This is a genomic window from Pantoea sp. BJ2 (assembly GCF_040255075.1).
Taxonomy (GTDB): domain Bacteria; phylum Pseudomonadota; class Gammaproteobacteria; order Enterobacterales; family Enterobacteriaceae; genus Pantoea; species Pantoea leporis.
The window spans coordinates 3,731,155-3,754,638 of the sequence record NZ_CP158292.1; the positions used below are offsets into that span (position 1 = coordinate 3,731,155).

At 55.1% G+C, this 23,484-nt stretch carries 20 protein-coding genes and 3 tRNA genes; 4 read left to right on the plus strand and 19 right to left on the minus strand.

What is annotated here, in order from left to right:
- Positions 1-16: 16 nt before the first annotated feature.
- Entirely contained in the window at positions 17-343 is a 327-nt protein-coding gene (gene bsmA, locus AAF463_RS17210; protein WP_350261188.1) for a biofilm peroxide resistance protein BsmA, read from the plus strand.
- Here bsmA and AAF463_RS17215 read toward each other — a convergent pair.
- From AAF463_RS17215 to nnr, 15 genes are all read right to left on the minus strand, one after another.
- Complete coding sequence (locus AAF463_RS17215; protein WP_350261189.1) at positions 317-1,945, minus strand: isovaleryl-CoA dehydrogenase; 1,629 nt, start codon at positions 1,943-1,945, stop codon at positions 317-319. The two genes, bsmA and AAF463_RS17215, sit on opposite strands and share 27 nt — an antisense overlap.
- An 83-nt stretch (positions 1,946-2,028) precedes the next feature.
- The gene (gene rlmB, locus AAF463_RS17220; protein WP_350261190.1) at positions 2,029-2,763 is read right to left on the minus strand and encodes a 23S rRNA (guanosine(2251)-2'-O)-methyltransferase RlmB; all 735 of its coding nucleotides are present in this window, start codon (positions 2,761-2,763) and stop codon (positions 2,029-2,031) included.
- A 108-nt stretch (positions 2,764-2,871) separates the two neighbouring features.
- Positions 2,872-5,322: a ribonuclease R gene (rnr, locus tag AAF463_RS17225; RefSeq protein WP_192236125.1), complete on the minus strand. Its 2,451-nt coding sequence runs from the start codon at positions 5,320-5,322 to the stop codon at positions 2,872-2,874.
- A 16-nt stretch (positions 5,323-5,338) separates the two neighbouring features.
- Complete coding sequence (nsrR, locus tag AAF463_RS17230) at positions 5,339-5,782, minus strand: nitric oxide-sensing transcriptional repressor NsrR (protein WP_064738380.1); 444 nt, start codon at positions 5,780-5,782, stop codon at positions 5,339-5,341.
- 191 nt (positions 5,783-5,973) lie between these two features.
- A complete protein-coding gene (locus AAF463_RS17235) occupies positions 5,974-7,272 on the minus strand; it encodes an adenylosuccinate synthase (protein ID WP_008103611.1) in 1,299 nt (432 codons plus the stop codon).
- 180 nt (positions 7,273-7,452) lie between these two features.
- Complete coding sequence (locus AAF463_RS17240; RefSeq protein ID WP_008103612.1) at positions 7,453-7,650, minus strand: DUF2065 family protein; 198 nt, start codon at positions 7,648-7,650, stop codon at positions 7,453-7,455.
- 57 nt (positions 7,651-7,707) lie between these two features.
- A complete protein-coding gene (gene hflC, locus AAF463_RS17245) occupies positions 7,708-8,712 on the minus strand; it encodes a protease modulator HflC (protein ID WP_101762865.1) in 1,005 nt (334 codons plus the stop codon).
- Positions 8,713-8,715: 3 nt separating this feature from the next.
- Positions 8,716-9,951, minus strand: coding sequence for an FtsH protease activity modulator HflK (gene hflK, locus AAF463_RS17250; protein WP_101762864.1), 1,236 nt, complete (start codon positions 9,949-9,951; stop codon positions 8,716-8,718).
- Between the two features lie 227 nt (positions 9,952-10,178).
- Complete coding sequence (hflX, locus tag AAF463_RS17255) at positions 10,179-11,459, minus strand: ribosome rescue GTPase HflX (RefSeq protein ID WP_007892011.1); 1,281 nt, start codon at positions 11,457-11,459, stop codon at positions 10,179-10,181.
- Positions 11,460-11,539: 80 nt separating this feature from the next.
- Positions 11,540-11,857, minus strand: a complete 318-nt coding sequence (hfq, locus tag AAF463_RS17260) for an RNA chaperone Hfq (RefSeq protein ID WP_101762863.1) — start codon at positions 11,855-11,857, stop codon at positions 11,540-11,542.
- A 110-nt stretch (positions 11,858-11,967) separates the two neighbouring features.
- Positions 11,968-12,909: a tRNA (adenosine(37)-N6)-dimethylallyltransferase MiaA gene (gene miaA, locus AAF463_RS17265; RefSeq protein WP_350261191.1), complete on the minus strand. Its 942-nt coding sequence runs from the start codon at positions 12,907-12,909 to the stop codon at positions 11,968-11,970.
- Positions 12,902-14,755: a DNA mismatch repair endonuclease MutL gene (gene mutL / locus AAF463_RS17270; RefSeq protein ID WP_350261192.1), complete on the minus strand. Its 1,854-nt coding sequence runs from the start codon at positions 14,753-14,755 to the stop codon at positions 12,902-12,904. The genes miaA and mutL overlap by 8 nt, the downstream gene beginning before the upstream one ends.
- A gap of 43 nt (positions 14,756-14,798) precedes the next feature.
- Positions 14,799-16,457: an N-acetylmuramoyl-L-alanine amidase AmiB gene (gene amiB, locus AAF463_RS17275; RefSeq protein WP_350261193.1), complete on the minus strand. Its 1,659-nt coding sequence runs from the start codon at positions 16,455-16,457 to the stop codon at positions 14,799-14,801.
- Positions 16,454-16,930, minus strand: coding sequence for a tRNA (adenosine(37)-N6)-threonylcarbamoyltransferase complex ATPase subunit type 1 TsaE (tsaE, locus tag AAF463_RS17280; RefSeq protein ID WP_061723444.1), 477 nt, complete (start codon positions 16,928-16,930; stop codon positions 16,454-16,456). Before tsaE ends, amiB begins: the two co-directional genes overlap by 4 nt.
- A gap of 3 nt (positions 16,931-16,933) precedes the next feature.
- Positions 16,934-18,451, minus strand: coding sequence for a bifunctional ADP-dependent NAD(P)H-hydrate dehydratase/NAD(P)H-hydrate epimerase (nnr, locus tag AAF463_RS17285; RefSeq protein WP_350261194.1), 1,518 nt, complete (start codon positions 18,449-18,451; stop codon positions 16,934-16,936).
- On the opposite strand from nnr, the gene queG reads away from it, so the two are divergent.
- Positions 18,450-19,589 (plus strand): tRNA epoxyqueuosine(34) reductase QueG, encoded by a 1,140-nt coding sequence (gene queG / locus AAF463_RS17290; RefSeq protein ID WP_350261195.1) that lies wholly within the window; start codon positions 18,450-18,452, stop codon positions 19,587-19,589. The two genes, nnr and queG, sit on opposite strands and share 2 nt — an antisense overlap.
- 434 nt (positions 19,590-20,023) lie before the next feature.
- Here queG and AAF463_RS17295 read toward each other — a convergent pair.
- From AAF463_RS17295 to orn, 4 genes are all read right to left on the minus strand, one after another.
- Positions 20,024-20,099: transfer RNA gene (locus AAF463_RS17295), tRNA-Gly, on the minus strand.
- 197 nt (positions 20,100-20,296) lie between these two features.
- A tRNA-Gly gene (locus AAF463_RS17300) sits at positions 20,297-20,372 on the minus strand.
- A 28-nt stretch (positions 20,373-20,400) separates the two neighbouring features.
- Positions 20,401-20,476, minus strand: a tRNA-Gly gene (locus AAF463_RS17305).
- 307 nt (positions 20,477-20,783) lie between these two features.
- Complete coding sequence (gene orn / locus AAF463_RS17310) at positions 20,784-21,332, minus strand: oligoribonuclease (protein ID WP_101762856.1); 549 nt, start codon at positions 21,330-21,332, stop codon at positions 20,784-20,786.
- A 103-nt stretch (positions 21,333-21,435) separates the two neighbouring features.
- Between orn and rsgA the strand changes: the two genes are divergently transcribed.
- Together rsgA and asd are read left to right on the plus strand one after the other, a co-directional pair.
- Positions 21,436-22,479: a small ribosomal subunit biogenesis GTPase RsgA gene (rsgA, locus tag AAF463_RS17315; protein WP_101762855.1), complete on the plus strand. Its 1,044-nt coding sequence runs from the start codon at positions 21,436-21,438 to the stop codon at positions 22,477-22,479.
- A gap of 93 nt (positions 22,480-22,572) precedes the next feature.
- A complete protein-coding gene (gene asd / locus AAF463_RS17320) occupies positions 22,573-23,469 on the plus strand; it encodes an archaetidylserine decarboxylase (protein WP_350261196.1) in 897 nt (298 codons plus the stop codon).
- The last annotated feature ends 15 nt before the right edge of the window (positions 23,470-23,484 follow it).

The window sequence follows — 23,484 nt, forward strand, 5'->3', positions numbered from 1 at the left end:
TGCTTCAGGAGTTGCTATGCGTACTCTCTATTTGGCCTTAACGCTGCTGCTCAGCGGCTGCGCCGCTTTCACCACCACGCCACAAGCTCCGCCGCCGCCCATGCAGCACGCGCAGGAAATTTCACGCGCGCAGAGTATTGGCCTGCCGAAGCTCGGCACTATCACCACCACCACACGCGGCTCGCCGGATGATGTGCAGCGCGCTATTGCCGCTAAAGCCAATCAGGCGGGTGCGGTTTACTATCAAATTCTGATGCTGGATGAAACCACCCTTCCCAGCTTCTGGTACGCCACTGCCATTCTGTATGGCGCGCCTTCAACCGGCGCTGCAGCGCAACAGTAAGCGCGCGCAGAGATCGTCGCTTAATGCCCGTGTGCCGCGCAGATCAAGCTGCTGCTGACACCAGCCATCGGCCAGCGGCGGCTCTGCCACTTTCAGCAGAATCGCGGCACTTGCCAGCTGCAGTAACTCGCGCGTGATTTCTCGCGCCTGCCCTTCACGCGGGTTCGCGAGCTGCAAGCGTAATTGCCGCCAGCGGCGATCAAAGTGACGATTACTGCCCTTCACCGCCTCAAACTCATCGTGCAGCATGGTCATCACCTCGGCGTGACGACCGAGTACCCGCATGACATCCAGGCACATCACATTGCCGGCGCCTTCCCAGATGCTATTAACCGGCATCTCACGATAAAGACGCGGCAGCTCGCTCTCTTCGCAATAGCCAATGCCGCCCAACACTTCCATCGCTTCTGCCACAAAAGGCATGCCCGCCTGGCAGATCACATATTTGGCGGCGGGTGTGAATAGGCGTGCGTATAAGCGCTCATGTTCGCTGGCCGGTGTTGACCAGGCGCGCGCCAGCCGCAGCAGCAGTGCGGTTTGCCCTTCCAGCTGTAGCGCCTGTTGCGCCAGTACCGCGCGCATCAACGGTTGATCGATAAGGTTCTTGCCCATCACCTGACGCTGCTGCGCATGATGCACGGCAATCGACAGCGCACGGCGCATCTGTCCGTGACTGCCCAGCGCGCAGTCGAAGCGCGTCATACCGCCCATTTTGAGGATCAGCCGCACCCCTTCGCCCTCTTCGCCCATCAGCCAGCCGATAGCATCCTGAAATTCCACTTCAGCGCTGGCGTTGGAGCGATTGCCGAGCTTGTCTTTAAGGCGTTCGATGCGAATAGCGTTGCGCGTGCCGTCCGGCAGCAAGCGTGGCAGGAAGAAGCAACTCAATCCCTGTGACGTTTGCGCCAGAATCAGATGCGCATCGCTTTGCGGGACCGAGAAAAACCATTTATGGCCGGTGATGCGATACGCTTCGCCCGGCCCGCGCACGCCAAGCGGTTCGGCGCGTGTGGTGTTGCTCAACACATCGGTGCCGCCCTGTTTTTCCGTCATGCCCATGCCAATCAACAGACCGCGTTTCTTGTTGCCAGGCAGATGATGCGCATCGTAACGATCGCTGAGCAGCGCTTCGCGCCAGTCCGCGTAGGGTTCAGGCAGATGATTCTGCAGCAGCGGAATGGCGGCGTGCGTCATCGTCACCGGACAGAGCGAGCCGGCTTCCACTTGGGCATGCAGGATAAATCGTGCGGCACGCGCCACCATCGCCTGTGGCTGAACGTCGGGCTGCCAGCTGAGATTGTGAAGCCGACTGGCGCATAATCCCTGCATCAGCAGATGCCAGGCGGGATGAAAACGCACTTCGTCAAGGCGTTCGCCGCGCGCGTTGTAGCGCAACAGTTCCGGCGCTTCGACGTTAGCTAAGCGGCCTAGTTCAAGGGATTCGGCGCTGCCGAGTTGCAAGCCGACGGAAGCCAGCCATTCGCGATCCCAGCTGGCACCTTCGCGTGCAACGGCCTCGCACAGGGCGATATCGCGCGTGAACAGATTGCTGTTACTGAGTGGATGGGGCTGATTAAATACGGTGTGAGTGGTCCAAATCATATAACGTCCTCCTCATACTCATTTTTCAAGTATGAAGAGGATGTGCAGTTATGCCTGGCCTGGAAAATTTTTTGCGGCGGGGATCACGCCTGACGCTGACGAACGGCTTCGAACAAGCACACGCCGGTGGCAACTGACACGTTGAGTGACGAGACGCTGCCTGCCATTGGGATGCTGATCAGCTCATCGCAATGCTCACGCGTTAAACGACGCATGCCTTCACCTTCCGCGCCCATCACCAGCGCCATTGGGCCGGTCATTTTGCTTTGGTAAACGGTGTGATCGGCTTCGCCTGCGGTGCCCACCACCCAGATGTTGTATTCCTGCAGCAAGCGCAAGGTACGCGCCAGGTTGGTGACGCGAATCAACGGCACGTTTTCCGCTGCGCCGCTGGCCACTTTCTTCGCGGTGGCATTCAACGGTGCTGCGCGGTCTTTTGGCACGATGACCGCATGCACGCCCGCAGCATCCGCGCTGCGCAGGCAAGCACCGAGATTATGCGGATCGGTAACGCCATCCAGCACCAGCAGGAACGGCTTCTCAAGGCTCTGCAGCAGATCCGGTAAATCACCTTCCTGATACTGCTTGCCTGGCTTCACGCGCGCCAAGATGCCCTGATGCACGCCGCCTTCAACCTGGCTATCGAGCCATTGACGGTTCGCCACCTGCACCGGGATTCCCTGAGCTTCCAGTGCGAGGATCAGCGGCTGCAGGCGACGATCGTCGCGGCCTTTAAGGATAAAGACTTCCTGAAAACGCTGAGGATCACGCTCCAGCAGCGCCTGCACGCTATGAATACCAAAAATTATTTCACTCATTACTTTGCTCAAGGTTGGATTTAGATCGTTGAATTCGGAGATTCAGGTGCGCAGGAACGCGCACCCTACAACGGTTTCGTCAGGTCGCCCTGCAAGGCGACCAAACTATCAGGCTTCGTCAGGCTGCTTCTTCGACGCGCGCTTAGACTTGGTGGCGGCGGCGATTTTACGGGTTTTCTCGGAGACTTTTTTGCCTTTTTTCTCGGTTTTAGCCGGTTTTTCAGCAACCGCAGGCTTTTTCTTCTCGCTGCGGAACGCTGAATCAGGTTCGAAAGTGCCCTTCTTGCCGGCATCACGACGACGCTTGGCTGGCGGTTTGCCACCGCGTTTCTCACGCTCACGTTCGGTTTTGCCTTCGCCGCGCGGTACACGCTTGCTGGAAATCAGCGCGAAGTCGATTTTACGCTCGTCCATATGCACGGCTTCAACGCGCACTTCCACCGCATCGCCCAGACGATAAGTACGGCCGCCGGATTCACCAATCAGACGCTGACCCACCGCATCGAAGCGATAATAGTCGTTATCCAGCGAGGAAACGTGCACCAAACCATCGATAAACAGTTCGTTAAGACGCACGAAGAAACCAAAGCCGGTCACACTGGAGATCACGCCGTTGAACACGTTGCCGACCTGATCCTGCATGAAGTCACACTTCAGCCAATCGGCAACATCGCGCGTGGCTTCATCAGCACGGCGCTCGGTCAGTGAACAGTGCTGGCCCAGCTGCAGCATCTGCTGCATGTCGTAGTGATAGCCGCCGGTCGGCGTGGTGATGCCATCCACTTCGCCGCGCTCTTTTGCCAGCAGATATTTGATGGCGCGATGCAGCAGCAAATCCGGGTAGCGGCGAATCGGCGAGGTGAAGTGCGCGTACGACGCCAGCGCCAGGCCGAAGTGACCCCGGTTTTCAGGATCGTAAACCGCCTGTTTCATCGAACGCAGCAGCATGGTTTGCAGCATTTCTGCGTCTGGCCGATCGGCCACTTGCTTCAGCAAGGCGGCATAATCGGTCGGGTGTGGCTTAGTGCCACCCGGCAGGCTTAAGCCCAGCTCGTTCAATACGGTACGGAAGCTTTTGATGCTGTCTTCGCTTGGACGATCGTGATCGCGGAACAGCGCAGGCTCTTCATTTTTCTCAACAAAACGCGCTGAGGCGATATTGGCGAGAATCATACACTCTTCAATCAGCTTATGCGCATCATTGCGTGACGTGCGCTCAACGCGCTCAATGCGACGCTCGGCGTTGAAGATGAACTTGGGTTCATCGGTCTCAAACGAAATGCCGCCACGCTGCTCGCGCGCGGTTTCCAGCACCTGATACATGTTGTGCAACTCGTGCAGATGAGGAACCTGAGCCGCGTATTGTTCACGCAGATCGGCATCACCTTGCAGAATGTTCCACACTTTGTTGTAGGTCAGTCGCGCATGGGAATTCATCACCGCTTCATAGTGTTTGAAACCGGTAAGTTTGCCGCTGGAGGAGATGGTCATCTCACACACCATGCACAAACGATCAACCTGCGGATTCAGCGAGCACAAGCCGTTGGAGAGAATCTCCGGCAGCATCGGGATAACCTGCGACGGGAAATAGACCGAGGTGCCGCGCTGATGCGCTTCATCGTCCAGCGGCGTGCCCGGACGTACGTAATAGCTGACGTCGGCAATGGCCACCCATAAACGCCAGCCGCCGCCGCGTTTCTTCTCGCAGAAAACCGCATCATCAAAGTCACGCGCATCTTCACCATCAATGGTGACCAGCGGCAACTTACGTAAATCAACACGTCCCAGCTTCGCTTCTTCCGGTACTTCTTCTTTCAGCTTAGCGATCTGCTTCTCAACTTCTTCCGGCCATGTGTGCGGGATTTCATGGGTGCGCACCGCCATATCGACCGCAAGGCTGGTGCCCATATCGTCACCCAGCAGCTCGGTCACTTTGCCGATCGCTTTGGTGCGACGCGTCGCACGTTGGGTGATTTCAACCACCACCACTGAACCCATACGCGCGTTAAGCGTTTCTTCTTGCGGGATCAGGATGTCGAAACTCAGGCGGCTGTCATCCGGCACCACAAAACCAGTACCTGCATCGGTAAAGTAGCGGCCGACGATCTGGCTGTTACGTGGCTCAAGCACGCGCACCACGCGCGCTTCACGACGACCTTTACGATCGGCGCTGCCTGGCTGCGCCAGAATCACGTCGCCGTGCAGGCAGAATTTCATCTGCTCAGCAGATAGATAGAAATCATCTTTCTGACCTTCTACGCGCAGGAAGCCATAGCCATCGCGATGGCCAATCACTTTACCGCGAAGCAGATCAAGACGTTCTGGCAGGGCGTAACATTGACGGCGAGTAAACACCAGCTGGCCATCGCGCTCCATGGCGCGCAGACGACGACGCAGCGCTTCCAACTGCTCTTCGCTGGTGATATTCAATTCCTGCGCGATGTCATCGCGGCTGGTCGGCTTTTCGCGTTTTTCCAGCAGTGCCAGAATAAATTCGCGGCTTGGAATTGGGTTTTCGTATTTTTCAGCTTCTCTATCCTGATAAGGATCTTTTGACATTACGGTTCCTCCGATGTCATTTAATTTGGATTGCCACCGGCGGTTCGGACAATAAAAGTTGGTACAGCGAATCGTTATTTTTGACCAAATCGGCCAGCGTATACTTGTCCAGTTCCTTGAGGAATAGCTGGACCGCATCGTGCAATGCTTTACGCAAACGACAGGCTGGCGTGATCACACACTCGTCGCAGTTCACGAGCTGCAATGGCTCCATTCTTCGCACCACATCGCCAATGACGATTTTTTCCGGGTCCATGCCTAAACGAATTCCGCCGTTTTTACCGCGTGTTGCGGCGACAAAGCCAGCCCGGCTAAGTTGATTGATGATTTTAACCATATGGTTACGCGACACCCCGTAGGTATCGGTGACTTCGGTAATGTTGGTCTGCTTACCTTCCGGTAACGTCGCCATGTAAATCAAGGCACGCAGACCATAATCGGTAAAACTTGTTAGCTGCACATATACCTCAGTGAATCATCGAACGTTATGGTTATGCGCCGGTCGGCGTGATGTTTAAATATGATGATAAACCAGAGCGTGGTGGCCGGTGCGTTTTTTTCCGGCAAGTATCGATATTTGCAAGAAAAAATAGAGTGAGTGGAGTCAAAGATTAGAAATACAAAGGCCGGACAGAGTCCGGCCTGAGGAGATTATGCGTCGAACGGGTCGCGCAGAATCATGGTCTCACTGCGGTCTGGGCCGGTAGAAATAATATCAATCGGCACACCGGTCACTTCTTCTACACGTTTGATGTAGTCACGTGCAGCTTGCGGCAAACCTTCCAGCGTCTTAACGCCGAATGTGGTCTCGCTCCAGCCTGGCATGGTTTCGTAAATCGGCTCAATGCCTTCCCAGCCTTCAGCTGCCAGCGGCGTGGTGGTCATTTCGCGGCCATCTGGCATGCGATAAGCCACACAGATTTTCACTTCTTTCAGGCCATCCAGCACGTCCAGTTTGGTCATGCAGAAACCTGACAGGGAGTTGATCTGTACGGCACGGCGAACGGCAACCGCATCCAGCCAGCCGGTACGACGACGACGACCGGTGGTCGCGCCGAACTCGTTACCTTGAGCACACAGGAACTCACCGGTTTCATCGAACAGTTCGGTCGGGAATGGACCGGCACCCACGCGCGTTGAGTAGGCTTTCACGATACCCAGCACGTAATCAACATAGCGTGGACCAATACCTGAACCCGTCGCTACGCCACCTGCGGTGGTGTTTGAGGAGGTCACGTACGGATAGGTACCGTGGTCGATATCCAGCAGCGTACCCTGCGCACCTTCAAACATGATCAGGTCGCCACGCTTGCGCGCGCCGTCCAGCAGATCGGACACATCAACCACCATGCTGGTAATGATATCGGCCACCGCCAGCGTATCACTCAGCACTTTTTCGTAGTCAACTGCGTCGGTTTTGTAATAGTTAACCAGCTGGAAGTTGTAGAAATCGACGATCTCTTTCAGCTTCACCGCAAAGGTTTCTTTGTTGAAGAGATCGCTCACGCGCAGACCGCGACGTGCCACTTTATCTTCATAGGCAGGACCGATACCGCGACCGGTGGTGCCGATAGCTTTAGCGCCACGCGCTTTTTCGCGCGCCACATCCATTGCTACGTGGTACTGCAGAATCAATGGGCAGGCTTCAGAGATCAACAGACGTTCACGTACCGGCACACCGCGCTCTTCCAGACCTTTCATCTCTTTCATCAGCGCTTCAGGCGACAGGACAACGCCGTTACCAATGATGCTGGTGACGTTTTCACGCAGAATGCCAGATGGAATTAAGTGGAGGACGGTTTTTTCACCGTTGATGACAAGTGTGTGGCCTGCATTATGGCCACCTTGGTAACGCACGACGTAATTCGCGCGCTCTGTCAGAAGGTCTACGATCTTACCTTTACCTTCGTCACCCCATTGGGTGCCCAGTACGACGACGTTCTTACCCATTTTTTCAAAATCACCGATTGCTTAAAAATGGATTCTACCACCTGACTTTTACTCTTTCAGCACTTTTAGCATACGATTGCGCTGTTTTTTGCCTGAGTTTTGCTCAGCTCACAACATGTTGGGGGAACAGCGGCCAACAGACACAATTGAGTCGGGCGGCCTCACATAATTTCAGGCTGATTAACGCGCATGCATACTGATCATGGCGTAAATTACCACGCCGGCCACCACTAAACCGCCACCAAAACGATGCAAGAGACGATCGGGCAACTGCGTCATCGCCAGAATCATCCGCCGCCACGCACGTGGCATAAACATCGGTCCAAGTCCTTCCAGCACCAAAACCAAAGCCAGCGCCATCCAGATGGTTGAGTTCATGATTTTTTCCCAAAAAAAAGGCCGACAACATTGTCGGCCTGGACTTTATATCAGTTCTTAACGCGTGGCGTTAGAGGGCGCTTTCATATAGCGGAAGAAATCGCTATCCGGACTCAGCACCAGCACATCCTGGTTGTCTGAGAAGCTATTCTCATAGGCGCGCAGGCTACGGATAAAGGCATAGAAATCCGGATCCTGGCTGAAGGCATCAGCAAACAGTTTTGCCGCTTCACCATCACCTTCACCGCGCGAAATCAGCGCTTCACGCTGTGCTTCTGCCAGCGTGCGCGTAACCTGATAATCGGCCTGTGCACGCAGTTTCTCTGCCTCTTCCTGACCTTGTGAACGCTGACTACGCGCTACCGCTTCACGCTCGGCGCGCATACGGTTGTAGATCGCGTCAGACACTTCAGTCGGCAGGTTGATCTGCTTGATGCGCACGTCGACAACTTCAATACCTAACGCAGCCATGCTGTTCGGGTTTGGTGCCGGCTCACTGCTGTTGGTTTCACGTTCTACACGTGCTGCCGCACTCGCAATCGCATCATCCGCTGCTGGCGTCTGAACGTCATCATCATTGCCAGCGCTGCCGGTGTTCAGGGCATCACGCACGTCGGTGGTTAAACGGCCACGTGAATCAGTCACGATGTCTTTCACATCCAGACGACCCATTTCAGAACGCAGACGGTCACTGAACTTACGTTTCAGCAGCACTTCTGCCTGAGAAACGTCGCCACCACCGGTTGCCAGGTAGTAACGGCTGAAGTCACTGATGCGCCACTTGATGTAAGAATCAACGATCAGGTCTTTCTTCTCTTTGGTAACAAAGCGGTCAGCCTGGTTATCCATGGTCTGAATGCGCGCATCCAGTGATTTCATGGTTTCGATAAACGGAATTTTGAAATGCAGACCCGGTGCGTACACCAGCGGTTTGTTTTCGTCATCACGCAGAACCTTACCAAAGCGCAGCACGATGCCGCGTTGGCCTTCCTGCACCACGAACAGTGACGCGTAAAGCACCACCAGCACTACAATAATTACGGCGATGATTGGCTTACGCATCGATTACTCCCTCCCCTGGCGCTGGGTATCGTTGCGCAGCGCGTTGGCGCGACGCTGATCCATGATGCTGTCTGGACTGTAAGATGAAGAATCTCCACGGCTCGCATTACTATCGGACGACGAAGGAGACTTCATTAAATTCGTCATTTTCTGACCGCCCTGGCCAGATGCCTGACCACCGCGCATCAGTTGATCCAATGGCAGGACCGTCAAATTATTACCACGATCGCTGATCAATACCTTGCGGGTATGACTCAGCACACGTTCCATGGTTTCAATATAGAGACGCTCTTTCGTGATTTCTGGTGCAGCTTTATATTCAGGCAGCAAGCGAGCAAAACGCGCCACTTCACCCTGCGCTTCTAACACCGTACGTTCTTTGTAAGCACGACCCTCTTCGAGGATACGTTGCGCCTGACCATTAGCACGCGGCTGAACTTCGTTCGAATAAGCTTCAGCTTCACGAACATACTGTTCACGGTTTTCACGCGCGGCAATCGCATCATCAAACGCGGCTTTTACTTCTTCTGGTGGGCGTGCCGCCTGGAAGTTTACGTCCAGCAGGGTAATTCCCATGTTGTACGGACGGATGGTCTCGTCAAGCTCACGCTGAGTTTCGCTACGTACCACGGTACGGCCTTCCGTCAGGATGCGGTCCATAGTTGAGCGACCAATCACGCCACGCAAGGCGCTGTCGGTGGCCTGACGCAGGCTGTCGTCGGCACTGGTCACGGCATACAGATAACGCTCAGGATCCGTCACGCGATACTGCACGTTCATCTCAACGCGCACTACGTTCTCATCCGACGTCAACATCACGCCAGACGCCGCCAGTTCACGTACGGCTTCTACGTTAACGGCGCGAACCTGATCGACGAAAGTCGGTTTCCAGTTGAGGCCTGGCTCAACCAGATGGCTAAATTTGCCAAAGCGCGTGACGACGCCACGTTCCGCTTCTTTGATGGTGTAGAAACCGCTAGCCGCCCAGATAACGACTGCCGCTACGGCAACAATGCCAACCACTTTGCCACCGCTACCGCCGCTGCGCTGGCCATTGTCATTCTGTTTGCCACCGCCCAGTCCGCCGAGTTTTTTACTCAACTTTCGGAAGATATCATCCAGATCAGGTGGTCCCTGATCGCGACCTCCTTTATTTCCCCCAGAGTTGCCGCCTTGATTATTGCTGCTTCCCCACGGGTCGCGGTCCTGTCCGTTATTTCCGGGCTGATTCCACGCCATGTTTCTACTCCATTTATTGTATTTACGTTTTTTACCCTTCATCTTTCGGATTGCAGCTTCGTTGGCTGCCTTCGTTCACCCCAGTCACTTACTGATGTAAGCTCCTGGGGATTCACTCAGTTGCCGCCTTGCTGGAATCCGAAATATTCGGGTAAATCCTGCACATACGGCCTGCAACGATAATGACGACAATCTAAAAGATATTGAGTAAAGGCGTTTGGGCAATTTCAAACAATATAACTGGCTAGCGACGGCTCTTGTTTACACAGACGACGCCAATCAACGATCGGCATACGCACGTGCAAACTCACACAGCCATCATCTTCATTCCATTCTTTTTCTATAGCATGCAACTGATAAAAACGACTGCGCAAACGGCCCGCTTCCGGCGGCAGACGTAAATCGTACTGCGCGATTTCACCGGCTAAACGCTCAGAGAGCGCCTGCCACAGCAACGGCAGACCCACGCCGCTCTGTGCAGATAACCACACACGAATCGGCTGGTTCTCTTCGTTGCGATCGATACGCGGCACAAAGTCCTCAAGCATATCGATTTTGTTCATGATCAACAGCGCCGGAATTTCGTCAGCTTCAATCTCTTCCAGAACTTCATTTACTGCATCAATGTTGTCATTCACACGCAAATCGGCGGCGTCAATCACATGCAGCAGCAATGTCGCCTGACGCGTTTCCTGCAGCGTGGCTTTAAACGCCGCGACTAAGTCGTGCGGCAAATGACGGATAAAACCAACGGTGTCTGCTAAAACCACTTCACCCACATCCGCCACATTCAGACGACGCAATGTCGGATCAAGTGTCGCGAACAGTTGATCCGCTACGTACACATCCGCAGAGGTAATCGCGTTGAACAGAGTTGATTTACCGGCGTTGGTGTAGCCCACCAGCGAAACGGTTGGCACGTCAGCTTTGGCACGCGCTTGTCTGCCCTGATCGCGCTGTTTTTCGACGCGTTCAAGACGGGAGAGAATCTGACTGATACGGCCACGCAGCAAGCGTCGGTCCGTTTCCAGCTGAGTTTCACCCGGACCACGTAAACCGATACCGCCTTTCTGGCGTTCAAGGTGTGTCCATCCGCGAACCAAACGGGTTGCTAAATGGCGTAGTTGTGCCAGCTCGACCTGCAATTTACCCTCATGGGTGCGGGCGCGCTGGGCGAATATATCGAGAATTAAGCCGGTGCGATCGATTACGCGACATTCGCACAGCCGTTCAAGATTACGTTCCTGAGCAGGAGTTAAGGCATGATCGAATAAAACGACCGATGCTCCACTCGCTTTTACCGCATCGGCAATTTCAACTGCCTTTCCTTCACCGACAAAATATTTGGGATGTGGCGCTTTACGGCTGCCCGTAATGACTTGCAGCGCTTCAACGCCCGCAGAAGAGACAAGAGTTTCAAACTCCTGCAAATCTTCCAGCTCTTTGTCTTGGGAGAACCAGATGTGTACCAGTACGGCCTGCTCACCGGCATCATAACGGTCAAACAAGCTATAACCTCGCTAAAATAAAATAACCAGGACAGGAAAACGTGCTCGTTCTCCAGCCCTGGCTTTACGGCAGCGCAAAATTATTCTGCGTTATCGCCGTCTTGTTGTGGCTGCGACTGAGCGCTTTGATTGCTTCCGCTGTGATGATAGTTGCTGCTACCACCGCTGCCGCCCGCGTTATTGCTATGGTGCGACACTGGACGAGAAGGAACCACTGTAGAGATGGCGTGTTTATACACCATCTGGCTGACCGTGTTTTTTAACAGAATGACGAACTGATCAAAGGATTCAATTTGCCCTTGCAGCTTAATACCATTCACCAAATAGATCGAAACCGGTACACGTTCACGACGCAATGCGTTCAAAAACGGGTCTTGTAAAGATTGCCCCTTAGCCATTCTATCTTTTCCTTATATGCTTGTTGTTTGTTGCTTTAAGAACCGTGGTTCAGAAAAACTGCGTAAAAATTTGCGCACGATAACGGACCAATTGTACACAATCATCCCTGCTACGCACTAACTACCTTAAGCACCGCATTACGCGCTAACTCTGGCTCATCACTGTTTAACCAGTGTACTTCAGGCCAGCCACGTAACCAGGTCATCTGGCGTTTAGCGAGCTGCCGAGTGGCGCAAATTCCCCGATAAACCATTTCGTCGTAATCGATTTCACCTGACAAATAAGACCACATCTGGCGATAACCGACACAACGAATGGAAGGCATGTCCGTATGCAAATCACCTCGCGCAAACAGTGCACGAGCCTCCGCTTCAAATCCTGACGCTAGCATCTGGTCGTAACGCAACGCAATGCGTTGATGTATCAGTTCACGACTCGCAGGTGCGATAGCAAACTGGTACACGTCGTAGGGTAACGCTTCGCCGGAGGTTTTTGTCAGTTCCGTTAAAGTTTTACCCGAAATAAAAAAAACTTCCAGTGCTCGCGAAAGTCTCTGCGGATCATTCGGATGAATACGACTACCGGCGACCGGATCGATTTCACACAGCTGACGGTGCAGGGCTTCCCACCCTTTCTCCGCCGCCATTTGCTCTATTCGCTGACGCACCTCGGGATCGGCCGAGGGCAACGGCGACAATCCTTCAAGTAACGCCTTGAAGTAGAGCATGGTTCCACCAACAAGCAACGGAATCTTCCCCTTCCGGGTGATATCCGCCATTTCTGCCAACGCATCGCGACGAAATTCTGCGGCGGAATACGCTTCCGACGGATCGCGAATGTCCAGCAAACGATGGGGCGCCAGTGCTAACTCTTCTGCCGACGGTTTCGCCGTGCCAATATCCATCCCGCGATAGATTAAGGCAGAGTCAACGCTAATAAGTTCCACCGGAAGTTGCTGGCGCAGCGAAATCGCTAATGCCGTCTTACCGGAGGCGGTAGGCCCCATCAAAAAAATTGCCTTTGGCCGGCTAGCCTGGTTTAGTTCACTCATGCTTCAACGCGTTTAGCGCGCTCTCAATCTCAATGGTCTGTAACAGACCTGAAGGCGGCGACTTCAGCAGTTGCGGACAAAGCCTTTCCAGCTCTGCCAGCAGTGCAATTGCCTGCGAGTGATTCCAGTGAGCGTCTTCTGCATCATCTCGACGCGCCAGCCATGGGGCCAACGTGGATGCAGAAACCTCTTGCTGCCGGGCCAGGTAGCCTAACAGTTCTGGAATCAAGATTTGTAAATTTTGTGTTCGTAACGGTAAAGGCACCGCGCGCAACGTCACGTGTTGCCCTTCTCGTTGTAAATCAATGCCCATCTGGCTCAGTAGCGCGGCATGATCGGCGATGGCGGCCAGCTCGGGCGCAGCAATTTTCAGGCGCACCGGGATCAGGAGCGGCTGCGGTTTTAAACCCTCTTCCCCTGGTTCAAGCTGGGCCTGTTTTAGCCAGCGCGCCGCCACGGCCAGCGATAACAATTGCAATGCGCTACCACGTTCCAGCAGCGCATAACGATCCTGCAAAACGCTTAACACGCGGCCGAAGCTTTGCGCATGGGCGGCCAGCGGCGCTTCACGCTTTTCCGGCAGACGTACCGGAGCCGCGGCAGGAACTGGCGCCGCGCGCGGCGTTTCTACCATCGGCGTTTTCATCAACTGCTTATAGGCATTACCTTCACGCGCACTGTAAACCGGCTCTTTGTTCTGCCAGTTCGCACTCGCGGCCGCAGAAGCCCCGCCGCTGCGTGGCGTGTTGCTGGGTTGTGCAAAGTGGTTCGCGCCTGCCGCCTGACGGTTTTCTGGCTGCCACTTCGGCGCAGGTTCTTCGGCGTGGGCGATGGGCAATTCCGGCGCGCGGCTGGCTTGCAGCGCACTCATCACGCCTTGCCAGATAAAATCATGTACCAGACGCGACTGATGAAAACGCACCTCGTGCTTAGCCGGATGGACGTTGACATCCACCTGATGCGGGTCGATCTCCAGATAGAGCACGTAAGCTGGCTGCTGATCGTCACCAAGCTGCGTTTGATAAGCCTGACGAATCGCGTGATTGATGAGCTTGTCGCGCATCATGCGTCCGTTGACGTAGCAATATTGCAGATCGGTAACCTGGCGCGAACCGTGAGGATCGGCGACCCAACCGCGCAGCGCTAAATCATCGTGCTGCCACTCAATGCGTAAAGCGTGCTGCATAAACGTGGTGCCGCAAATGGCCCCTAAACGCCGCTCCCGCTGCGCATCTTCACTGACCGCGCGATACTGACGCATTAACTTACCGTTGTGGCTAAGCGAAATAGCGACGTCAAAGCGTGCCAGCGCAATACGACGAATCACCTCATCGATATGGGTAAACTCGGTCTTTTCAGTGCGCATGAATTTGCGGCGAGCGGGCGTGTTATAAAACAGGTCGAGCACTTCCAGCGAGGTGCCTATCGGATGCGCAGCCGGTTTCACCGTCACATCCATGTCGCGCCCTTCCGCGTAGGCTTGCCAGGCTTCGCTTTGGTCGGCGGTGCGTGAAGTCAGCGTTAAACGAGAAACGGAACTGATACTGGCGAGCGCTTCGCCACGAAAGCCGAGGCTCATGATCGCCTCAAGGTCATCAAGCGAAGCAATTTTGCTGGTCGCATGCCGCGCCAATGCCATTGCAAGCTCGGCTTTGGCGATACCGCAGCCGTTGTCGCGAATGCGGATGAGCTTCGCGCCACCTTTCTCAATATCGACGTCAATGCGCGTGGCGCCGGCATCAAGGCTGTTTTCCACCAGCTCTTTTACGACCGACGCCGGGCGCTCAACCACTTCGCCTGCGGCAATCTGGTTCGCCAGCTGCGGCGGTAAAATCTGTATTGGCATGGTGGTGATCCTTCTGGCTGGTTGGCTCACGGGGAGCCAACAATCAGGATTGCGGAATTTTTAAGTTTTGCCCCAGCATCACATTGCTCGACTTCATATTATTCGCCTGCATGATGGCTTTCGAGCTCACGCCATAGCGCGCAGCAATAGCCGTCAACGAATCGCCGCGCACCACTTTATGCCGGGTTGGACGACTCGCCGCCACGCTGACGCTGGATTTCGCGGGCACCTTCAGGCGCTGTCCCACCCAAACCACATCGCGTTTCAGGCTATTCATCTCACGTAACGTCGCCATGCTCACGCCATATTTTGCCGCGATGCCCGACAGCGTTTCGCCACGCGTGACGGTATGACGCTGCGTTGCGCCGGTATATTGCACCGTGCCGGTCGCCGGGTTGCTGGCGACGCTAACCGCTGGTGCGCTGTCCAGCGGCCGGTTTTCCTCCTTTGGGATCGATTGCAGCGGATGCGTAAGGAAATAATTGCGCAGGCCTTTATAAATCGACTGAGCAATCTTCTCCTGATACGCGCTGCTGCCAAGCAGCCGCTCCTCCGCGGCATTACTAATAAAGCCGGTTTCGACCAGTAAAGAGGGAATATCCGGGGAACGTAAAACGCCAAGGCTGGCATGTTCCGGCAGACGCTTATGCAGCGGCGTAATACCGCGCAACTGCTGCAGGACTTTGACGGCGACGTCATAACCTACACGCTGTGAATGACCAAACTGCAAGTCCAGCACCGCCTGGCTGAGATAGGGATCGGCCTGGCTGTTCGCCAGCAGATCGCCTGCGCCGCCTAACAGCTCAGATTGTTTCTCTTTCTGTTCCAGCCAGTTCGCCATTTCGTTATTGGCGCGGCGGTTAGACAGCACCCAAACCGATGCGCCGGTGGCCGAATGATTTGGCGCGGCGTCGGCGTGAATGGATACCAGCAGGTTCGCGTTCTCTTTACGCGCCACTTCTGAGCGGCCCATTACCGAGATGAAATAGTCGCCGTTACGCGTCAGCACCGGTTTGAACATCGGATCCTGATCCATCAGCGCTTTCAACTTACGCGCAATTGAGATGGTGACATTTTTCTCGTGCAAACCGTGCTGGCCGGATGCGCCGGGATCCTGACCGCCGTGCCCGGCATCAATCGCCACAATTACCACATCGTTGCGACTAACCGAGTTGCCGGGACGCACGGTGGTATTGCTGCTGGTCACCGCTGTCACCTGATTGGCGTTGAACGGATTGCCCTGGCTGCTGCTGCTCGGCTGGCTTTCACGCGCGGTGGTAACAGGCGCGGCAGCGGCCGGGCGCTTCGCTGGCTGCGTCCCACGAATGGTGAACACCACGCGATAATTACTGCCATCGCGCTGCGTGCTGGCGCGCGTCTGCGCGGGCTGCGTCAGTTCGAACACCAGACGCAGGCTTTGCTTATCCTTCGGCTGGCTATGGCGAATGCGCTGCACAATATTTTCGCCGCTAAAATTGAGCGGCAAACCTTTAATCGCGCCGCTTTGACGAATATCCAGCACCACACGATTGGGATTGTGCAGCGGAAAAAAGCCATACACGGGCTGACCGTTAAAGCTCAGGGTGACGGTGGCCTGGCTATCGCCATTTTCGACTTTGATATCTGATAACGTGGCAGACAACGCCGAGGCAGAAAACAGGCACAGCAAGCTCAGTACAATGATTTTCATCCGTGACATCATGCCGGATCCCTGCCTTGCTGGAATTGGGTTAACAGCGCTTCGCCCGTGGCGGAAACCGCGCTTATTTCGGCTTCACGCGCCGCATCCACGTAGCGCAACGTCAGCGCTAAATCGGGTTCAGGCAGCACGCCGGTGCCCTGCTGCGGCCACTCCACCAGACAGAGCGCATCGCCGGTGAAATAGTCGCGGATGCCCATGAACTCCAACTCTTCGGGATCGGCAAGACGATAGAGATCGAAATGGTACAGCGTGCGAGAGCCGAGCTCGTAGGGCTCGACCAGCGTATACGTTGGGCTTTTTACATTGCCTTGATGGCCGAGCGCCTGCAGAAAACCACGGCTAAAGGTGGTCTTACCGGCACCCAAATCGCCATAAAGATAGATCACCAGCGCGCTGTTGCAGACGCGCGCCAATTGCGCACCCAGATTCAGGGTTGCCGCCTCATCGGGCAAAGGGATAACACAGGTCTTCATGCTTTATTGTTGGATCATCTCTGGATTAACAAACTGCCACAGCAGCTCGAACAAATCAGTGGCTAACATGCCGCGAGTACCGCGCTGACGCGCGACGGCATCGGCTGTTGCCCCATGCGCGACACAGCCTGCGCAGGCTGCATCAAGTAATGTCAGTTTCTGGCCGAGCAGAGCGGCAATAATCCCGCTCAGCACATCGCCCATGCCGCCAGACGCCATGCCCGCGTTGCCCACATCGGCAATGGCGATGTCACCCGCCGCGCTGGCAATCACCGTGCCCGCGCCTTTCAGAACCACCACGCCGCCGTAGCGTTTCGCCAAGGCGCGCGCAGCGTGTAAGCGGTCACTCTCAATCTCGCTAGTTTTCACCCCCAGCAAGCGCGCAGCTTCGCCGGGATGCGGCGTAATGATGCGATTCTGACGGTTATCCTGCTTGATTGCCAGCAGGTTAAGCGCATCCGCATCCCAAAGCATCGGCTTTTCACTGACCGCGATCTTTTTCAGTGCCTTCTGAGCCCAATCGCGCTGGCCGAGCCCCGGTCCAACGGCGATCACATCCGCCCACTCCAGCGCCTGATCCAGCCGTTCATCGCTCAGCGCATCAACCATTAACTCCGGTCGCGCGGTGAGAATCGGGCCAATATTATCTTCATGTGTCAGCACGCGCACAAGTCCGGCGCCGGTTCGCAGGGCGGCTTCACCGGTCATGCGAATCGCGCCCGCCGTGCCGCTGTCGCCGCCGACCACCAATAGCCGCCCCTGATCACCTTTATGAGAGGTAGCGCGACGTGGTTTCAGCCAGCGCGTTAAATCCCCGGCGTCATAGCGTGAAATCGGTGCCTGCTCAGCGGCAAGATATGCCGACAAGCCCAACTCATGGTTGTGCAGAACGCCAACGTAATCGCGCGCCTTGCCGGTCAGTTGGCCGGTTTTCAGCGTAATCATGCTCAACGTGTGATCGGCGATGACCGTTTCGCCCGGCGCCGTGCCATTAGCCGCCAGCAAACCAGAGGGAATATCGATCGCCAGCACCGGTGCGGCATGCGCGTTGATGAGTGTGATCAGGCGATCGTAGGGATCGGCGGGCGCGCGATTCAGGCCGGTGCCGAGCAGCGCATCGACAATCACCTCAACCTGCTCCGGCCAGGGCGCATCCGCCGCGTGAATCACACCGCCCGCCGCCAGCCATGCGTCTTGCGCCTGCTGCGCCTCTTCTGGCAAGGCTTTGCTGCCTGCGCACGCCAGCAGCGTCACGTTCAATCCTGCTGCATGCGCCAGTCGCGCCACCACATAACCATCGCCGCCATTGTTGCCGTGCCCGCACAGGATCAACCAATGCTGCGCCTGCGGCCACAGCTGGCGGCCTAATTCATAGCTGGCCTGGCCCGCACGTTGCATCAGCTCAAACAGCGTTAAGCCCAGGCTATCGGCGGCATCGCGTTCCAGTTGCGCCATCGCCTGCGCAGGCCAGACAGAGTGTGTTAAACTGCGCGCGTTTGCTTCAATTGCCTGGTTTCTCATGTCATATCCTCTCGATCTTCAACAGCTCGCTGAACAAATTAAACAGTGGGGACGCGACCTCGGCTTCCAACAGGTGGGTATTTGCGATACCGACCTAAGCGCCGAAGAGCCCAAACTGCAGGCGTGGCTGGATAAGCAATATCACGGCGAGATGGATTGGATGGCGCGCCACGGCATGATGCGTGCGCGGCCGCATGAGCTGCTGCCTGGCACGCTGCGCGTGATTAGCGTACGCATGAATTACCTTCCAGCTAAAGCCGCCTTTGCCAGCACCTTAAAAAATCCGCAGCTGGGCTATGTAAGCCGCTATGCGCTGGGCCGCGACTATCACAAAGTATTGCGCAATCGACTGAAAAAGCTCGGAGAAATGATTCAGGCGCACTGTGGCGAACTTAATTTTCGTCCGTTCGTCGATTCCGCACCGATTCTGGAACGCCCGATTGCCGCTAAAGCCGGTTTAGGCTGGACCGGCAAACATTCGCTGATCCTCAACCGTGAAGCGGGTTCGTGGTTCTTCCTCGGCGAACTGCTGATTGATCTGCCGCTACCGGTCGATCAGCCCCAGGAAGAGCAGTGTGGACGCTGTGTCGCCTGTATCACTATCTGCCCCACTTCCGCCATCGTCGAACCTTACGTGGTCGATGCGCGTCGCTGCATCTCCTATCTCACCATCGAGTTGGAAGGCGCAATTCCTGAAGAGTTCCGTCCGCTGATTGGTAATCGAATTTATGGCTGTGACGATTGCCAGCTGATCTGCCCGTGGAATCGTTACGGCCAGTTAACCGATGAAGATGATTTCTCGCCGCGCGCGGTGCTGCATGCGCCGCCGCTCACCGATCTGTTCAAATGGGATGAAGCCAAATTTCTGCGTATCACAGAAGGTTCAGCGATTCGGCGTATTGGGCATTTGCGCTGGTTGCGAAATATTGCGGTGGCATTGGGCAATGCGCCCTGGGCAGAAGAAAATATGGCGGCATTAGCATTGCGCAGCGGCGAACATCCCCTGCTTGATGAGCATATTGAATGGGCGATTGCACAGCAGTTGCAGAAACGCGCGGCGCAAGCGATAGAAGTGCAGCCAGCGAAGAAACAGCGGCTGGTGCGCGCGGTCGAAAAAGGCCTGCAACGTGATGCGTGATTGAGCAGCCGCACAGGATAAAACGCTTTTCCACATGCTGTGAATAAAATTATCCCACTTAATCGTGACGGAGATCGTAATTTCGTCTTAAGGGCAAGATCACAGTCTGAAATAGTTATAACTACTTACAAATCAATCAATTAAGCGATTATTGTAAATATTCACGTCGTATTTAGCGCGCAGGGGTTTGTCCAGAGATTGTGGATAACTCTGTTCAAAACAGTTTTAAACAACGGGGAAAACGCCGTCAGAAGCTTGCAGGCGCATTGTGGATAACCTGTAAGATAACTGCATCAGACAACAAGCATTATCGCTGCTAGCGAGGCGTGCAAAATTTCCAGAAAAAAACGGTATCGCATACGATCAAAAAGATCTGCAGCAGTTTTAATTCTGATTGCGCCTAAGGGCAAATAACATTAGTGAATATGAAAATCTGGAGCGGGAAACGAGACTCGAACTCGCGACCCCGACCTTGGCAAGGTCGTGCTCTACCAACTGAGCTATTCCCGCATAATCTTCGTATTTTAGTCTGCTACTGCGTTGGCTGCCTTCACTCACCCAGGTCACTTACTCATGTAAGCTCCCAGGGATTCGTTCAGTTGCCGCCTTGTTGCAAACTAAAATACTCGATTCTGACTCTTCGTATTTTTGTCACAACAATCACGCTAACGACTAAATCCGTGATTTGGATGGTTTACTACAAACTCTGGAGCGGGAAACGAGACTCGAACTCGCGACCCCGACCTTGGCAAGGTCGTGCTCTACCAACTGAGCTATTCCCGCATTAGAGGTTTACTACTCAACGAAAGTTTGGAGCGGGAAACGAGACTCGAACTCGCGACCCCGACCTTGGCAAGGTCGTGCTCTACCAACTGAGCTATTCCCGCATAATCTTCGCCTGTTCATTTACTGCTGCGTTGGCTGCCTTCACTCGCACAGGTCACTTACTGATGTAAGCTCGTGTGACTCGTTCAGTTGCCGCCTTGCATCAAATAAACATGCTCGATTCTGAACTTCGCCGTTACTGCTTTTACTTTTTCGTTCCGAATTCCGAATCAAATTCTTCACCGGTACGGGGTGCGCATTATACGAGAAATCCTTTCAGTCGCAAGAGTCTAAAAGCAAAATTTTGCGCTTTCCGCGCGTTCGCTGCTTTTATCGACAACCTGATGATTTCCTGCGCACCCGCGGCGGTTAAAGCTGCAGGAAGTGCTCGCGATAGTACGCCAGCTCGGCGACGGACTCGCGAATATCATCCAGCGCCTGATGGCTACCGGACTTTTTAAAACCTGGCAAGATATCTGGTTTCCAGCGGCGCGCCAGCTCTTTCAGCGTGCTGACATCAAGATAGCGATAGTGGAAATAGGCTTCCAGTTCAGGCATGTACTTAAACAGGAAGCGACGATCCTGACCAATACTGTTGCCGCAAATCGGCGAGGTGTTCGCCGGCACCCACTGTTTCAGGAACTCGATGGTGGCCAGTTCCGCCGCACGGTCATCGTGCTCGCTGGCTTTGACGCGCGCCACCAATCCGCTATTGGTGTGCGTGCGCACGTTCCAGTCATCCATCAACGCCAACTGATCGTCAGATTGATGCACCGCGAACACCGGGCCTTCTGCCAGGATGTTAAGGTTGGCATCGGTCACGATGGTAGCGATCTCAATAATGCGATCGCGTTCCGGATCCAATCCGGTCATTTCGAGGTCGATCCAAATCAGGTTGTTTTCATTTCCAGCTGTCATGCGTTTCCCGCCTGTTGCCAAAGTCGTCATTAAACTCATTTCAGGTGTATCATAGACGTTTTGCCCAGCAGGGCGAAACCTGGCGAAAGCCGTGAGAGGATGCGTGAGTAAAAACAAACTGTCGAAAGGTCAACAACGTCGCGTAAGCGCCAACCATCAGCGTCGTCTGCAGCAACGGAGCGATAAGCCGGAGCCGGATGATAGTCTGTTTGGAGAAGCGGCTGATGGCGTGGTGATCAGCCGTTTCGGCATGCACGCAGACGTGGAAGATAGCGAAGGCGTTGTGCATCGCTGTAATATCCGCCGCACCATTCGCTCGCTGGTCACTGGCGATCGCGTTTTATGGCGCGCTGCCATTGGCGGCGGCAAAGGGATCGTCGAAGCGGTACACGAACGTAAGACGGTGCTTACGCGCCCAGACTTCTATGACGGCGTGAAACCGATCGCCGCCAACATCGATCAGATCATTATCGTTTCGGCGATCCTGCCAGAGCTGTCACTCAACATCATTGATCGTTACCTGGTCGCCAGCGAAACTCTTGGCGTGGAACCGCTGCTGGTGCTCAACAAAACCGACCTTTTAGATGCCGAAGGCCGCGCGTTTGTTGATGAGCAGATGGAGATCTATCGCAACATTGGTTATCGCGTTTTGATGGTTTCCAGCCACGCCAAAGATGGCCTGGTTGAACTGGAAAGCGCCTTAACCGGCCGCGTCAGCATCTTTGCCGGCCAATCTGGCGTGGGTAAATCGAGCCTGCTGAATAACCTGCTTGGTCTGGAGGTAGCGGCTGAAATTCTGACCAACGATGTGTCGAACGTTTCGGGATTAGGCCAGCACACCACTACCGCGTCACGCCTTTACCACTTCCCGGCGGGCGGCGATGTGATCGATTCACCGGGCGTGCGTGAGTTTGGTTTATGGCATCTGGAGCCAGAACAAGTGACGCGCGGCTTTGTCGAATTCCGTGAATTCCTTGGCGGTTGCCGTTTCCGCGACTGTAAGCACGATACCGATCCTGGCTGTGCCATTCGCGAAGCGGTGGAAGAGGGCAAGATTGATATCTCCCGCTTCGATAACTACCACCGAATTCTGGAAAGTATGGCGCAGGTAAAGACGCGTAAAAACTTTTCCTCCGACGCAGATTAAGCAGTACAACGGCACATTCGCCAACGCGCTGGGGCGCTGCTACAATCCGCCCCCTTTTTTGTTAACGACACGTAATTAAGCCAGGAGGCAACGGTGTTTGATCGTTTTAAACTCGGCCTGAATCATATTTTGCCTAAAAAAGGCCTCACCGAACTCGCCGGTTGGGGTGCCAGCCGCCGTGGTGGCTGGCTCACTAAAGCGGTCATCGACCTATTTGTCTGGTACTACAAAGTGGATATGGCGGAAGCCAGCAAGCCACATACCGGCAGCTACCGCACCTTCAATGATTTCTTCGTGCGTCCGTTAAAAGAGGGCGCGCGTCCGATCGATACTGATGCCTCTTTACTGGCGCTGCCCGCCGATGGCGCGATCAGCCAGCTGGGCCGCATTGCCGGCGATCAGATCTTCCAGGCCAAAGGCCACACTTACAGCCTGCAGGCGCTGCTGGCCGGTAACGACGATCTGGCGGATCAGTTTCATGACGGCGAGTTTGTTACCACTTATCTCGCCCCGCGCGATTATCACCGCGTGCATATGCCGTGTAACGGCATCCTGCGCGAAATGATCTATGTGCCGGGCGATCTCTACTCCGTCAACCCGCTGACCGCACGTAACATTCCGAATCTGTTTGCGCGTAACGAGCGCGTGATCTGCGTATTCGATACCGATCATGGCCCGATGATGCAGATCCTTGTCGGTGCCACCATTGTGGGTAGCATCGAAACCGTGTGGGCGGGCACCGTTACGCCACCGCGCGAAGGTGTGATTAAACGCTGGCGCTATCCGTCTGCCGATCATGATGGTGCGGTGGTGCTGTTGAAAGGCCAGGAAATGGGTCGCTTCAAGTTGGGTTCAACGGTGATCAACCTGTTCGCGCCGAATCGCGTGAAGCTGGCAGAAAGCCTTGAAGCCGAAAGCAAAACCCGCCTCGGTCAGCCGCTGGCCATCGCCCTGCCTCAGCCTGGCGACAGCGTCTCACTTAGCAAATAACCCGGAATCTCTCCC

What these genes read in the sequence shown, in the direction of transcription:
- nnr (WP_350261194.1), bottom strand. Translation starts at nt 18,451, where the DNA reads ATGAGAAACCAGGCAATTGAAGCAAACGCGCGCAGTTTAACACACTCT.
- bsmA (WP_350261188.1), top strand. Translation starts at nt 17, where the DNA reads ATGCGTACTCTCTATTTGGCCTTAACGCTGCTGCTCAGCGGCTGCGCC.
- hfq (WP_101762863.1), bottom strand. Translation starts at nt 11,857, where the DNA reads ATGGCTAAGGGGCAATCTTTACAAGACCCGTTTTTGAACGCATTGCGT.
- orn (WP_101762856.1), bottom strand. Translation starts at nt 21,332, where the DNA reads ATGACAGCTGGAAATGAAAACAACCTGATTTGGATCGACCTCGAAATG.
- rlmB (WP_350261190.1), bottom strand. Translation starts at nt 2,763, where the DNA reads ATGAGTGAAATAATTTTTGGTATTCATAGCGTGCAGGCGCTGCTGGAG.
- queG (WP_350261195.1), top strand. Translation starts at nt 18,450, where the DNA reads ATGTCATATCCTCTCGATCTTCAACAGCTCGCTGAACAAATTAAACAG.
- hflK (WP_101762864.1), bottom strand. Translation starts at nt 9,951, where the DNA reads ATGGCGTGGAATCAGCCCGGAAATAACGGACAGGACCGCGACCCGTGG.
- amiB (WP_350261193.1), bottom strand. Translation starts at nt 16,457, where the DNA reads ATGATGTCACGGATGAAAATCATTGTACTGAGCTTGCTGTGCCTGTTT.
- tsaE (WP_061723444.1), bottom strand. Translation starts at nt 16,930, where the DNA reads ATGAAGACCTGTGTTATCCCTTTGCCCGATGAGGCGGCAACCCTGAAT.
- hflC (WP_101762865.1), bottom strand. Translation starts at nt 8,712, where the DNA reads ATGCGTAAGCCAATCATCGCCGTAATTATTGTAGTGCTGGTGGTGCTT.
- miaA (WP_350261191.1), bottom strand. Translation starts at nt 12,909, where the DNA reads ATGAGTGAACTAAACCAGGCTAGCCGGCCAAAGGCAATTTTTTTGATG.
- AAF463_RS17240 (WP_008103612.1), bottom strand. Translation starts at nt 7,650, where the DNA reads ATGAACTCAACCATCTGGATGGCGCTGGCTTTGGTTTTGGTGCTGGAA.
- mutL (WP_350261192.1), bottom strand. Translation starts at nt 14,755, where the DNA reads ATGCCAATACAGATTTTACCGCCGCAGCTGGCGAACCAGATTGCCGCA.
- AAF463_RS17235 (WP_008103611.1), bottom strand. Translation starts at nt 7,272, where the DNA reads ATGGGTAAGAACGTCGTCGTACTGGGCACCCAATGGGGTGACGAAGGT.
- AAF463_RS17215 (WP_350261189.1), bottom strand. Translation starts at nt 1,945, where the DNA reads ATGATTTGGACCACTCACACCGTATTTAATCAGCCCCATCCACTCAGT.
- rnr (WP_192236125.1), bottom strand. Translation starts at nt 5,322, where the DNA reads ATGTCAAAAGATCCTTATCAGGATAGAGAAGCTGAAAAATACGAAAAC.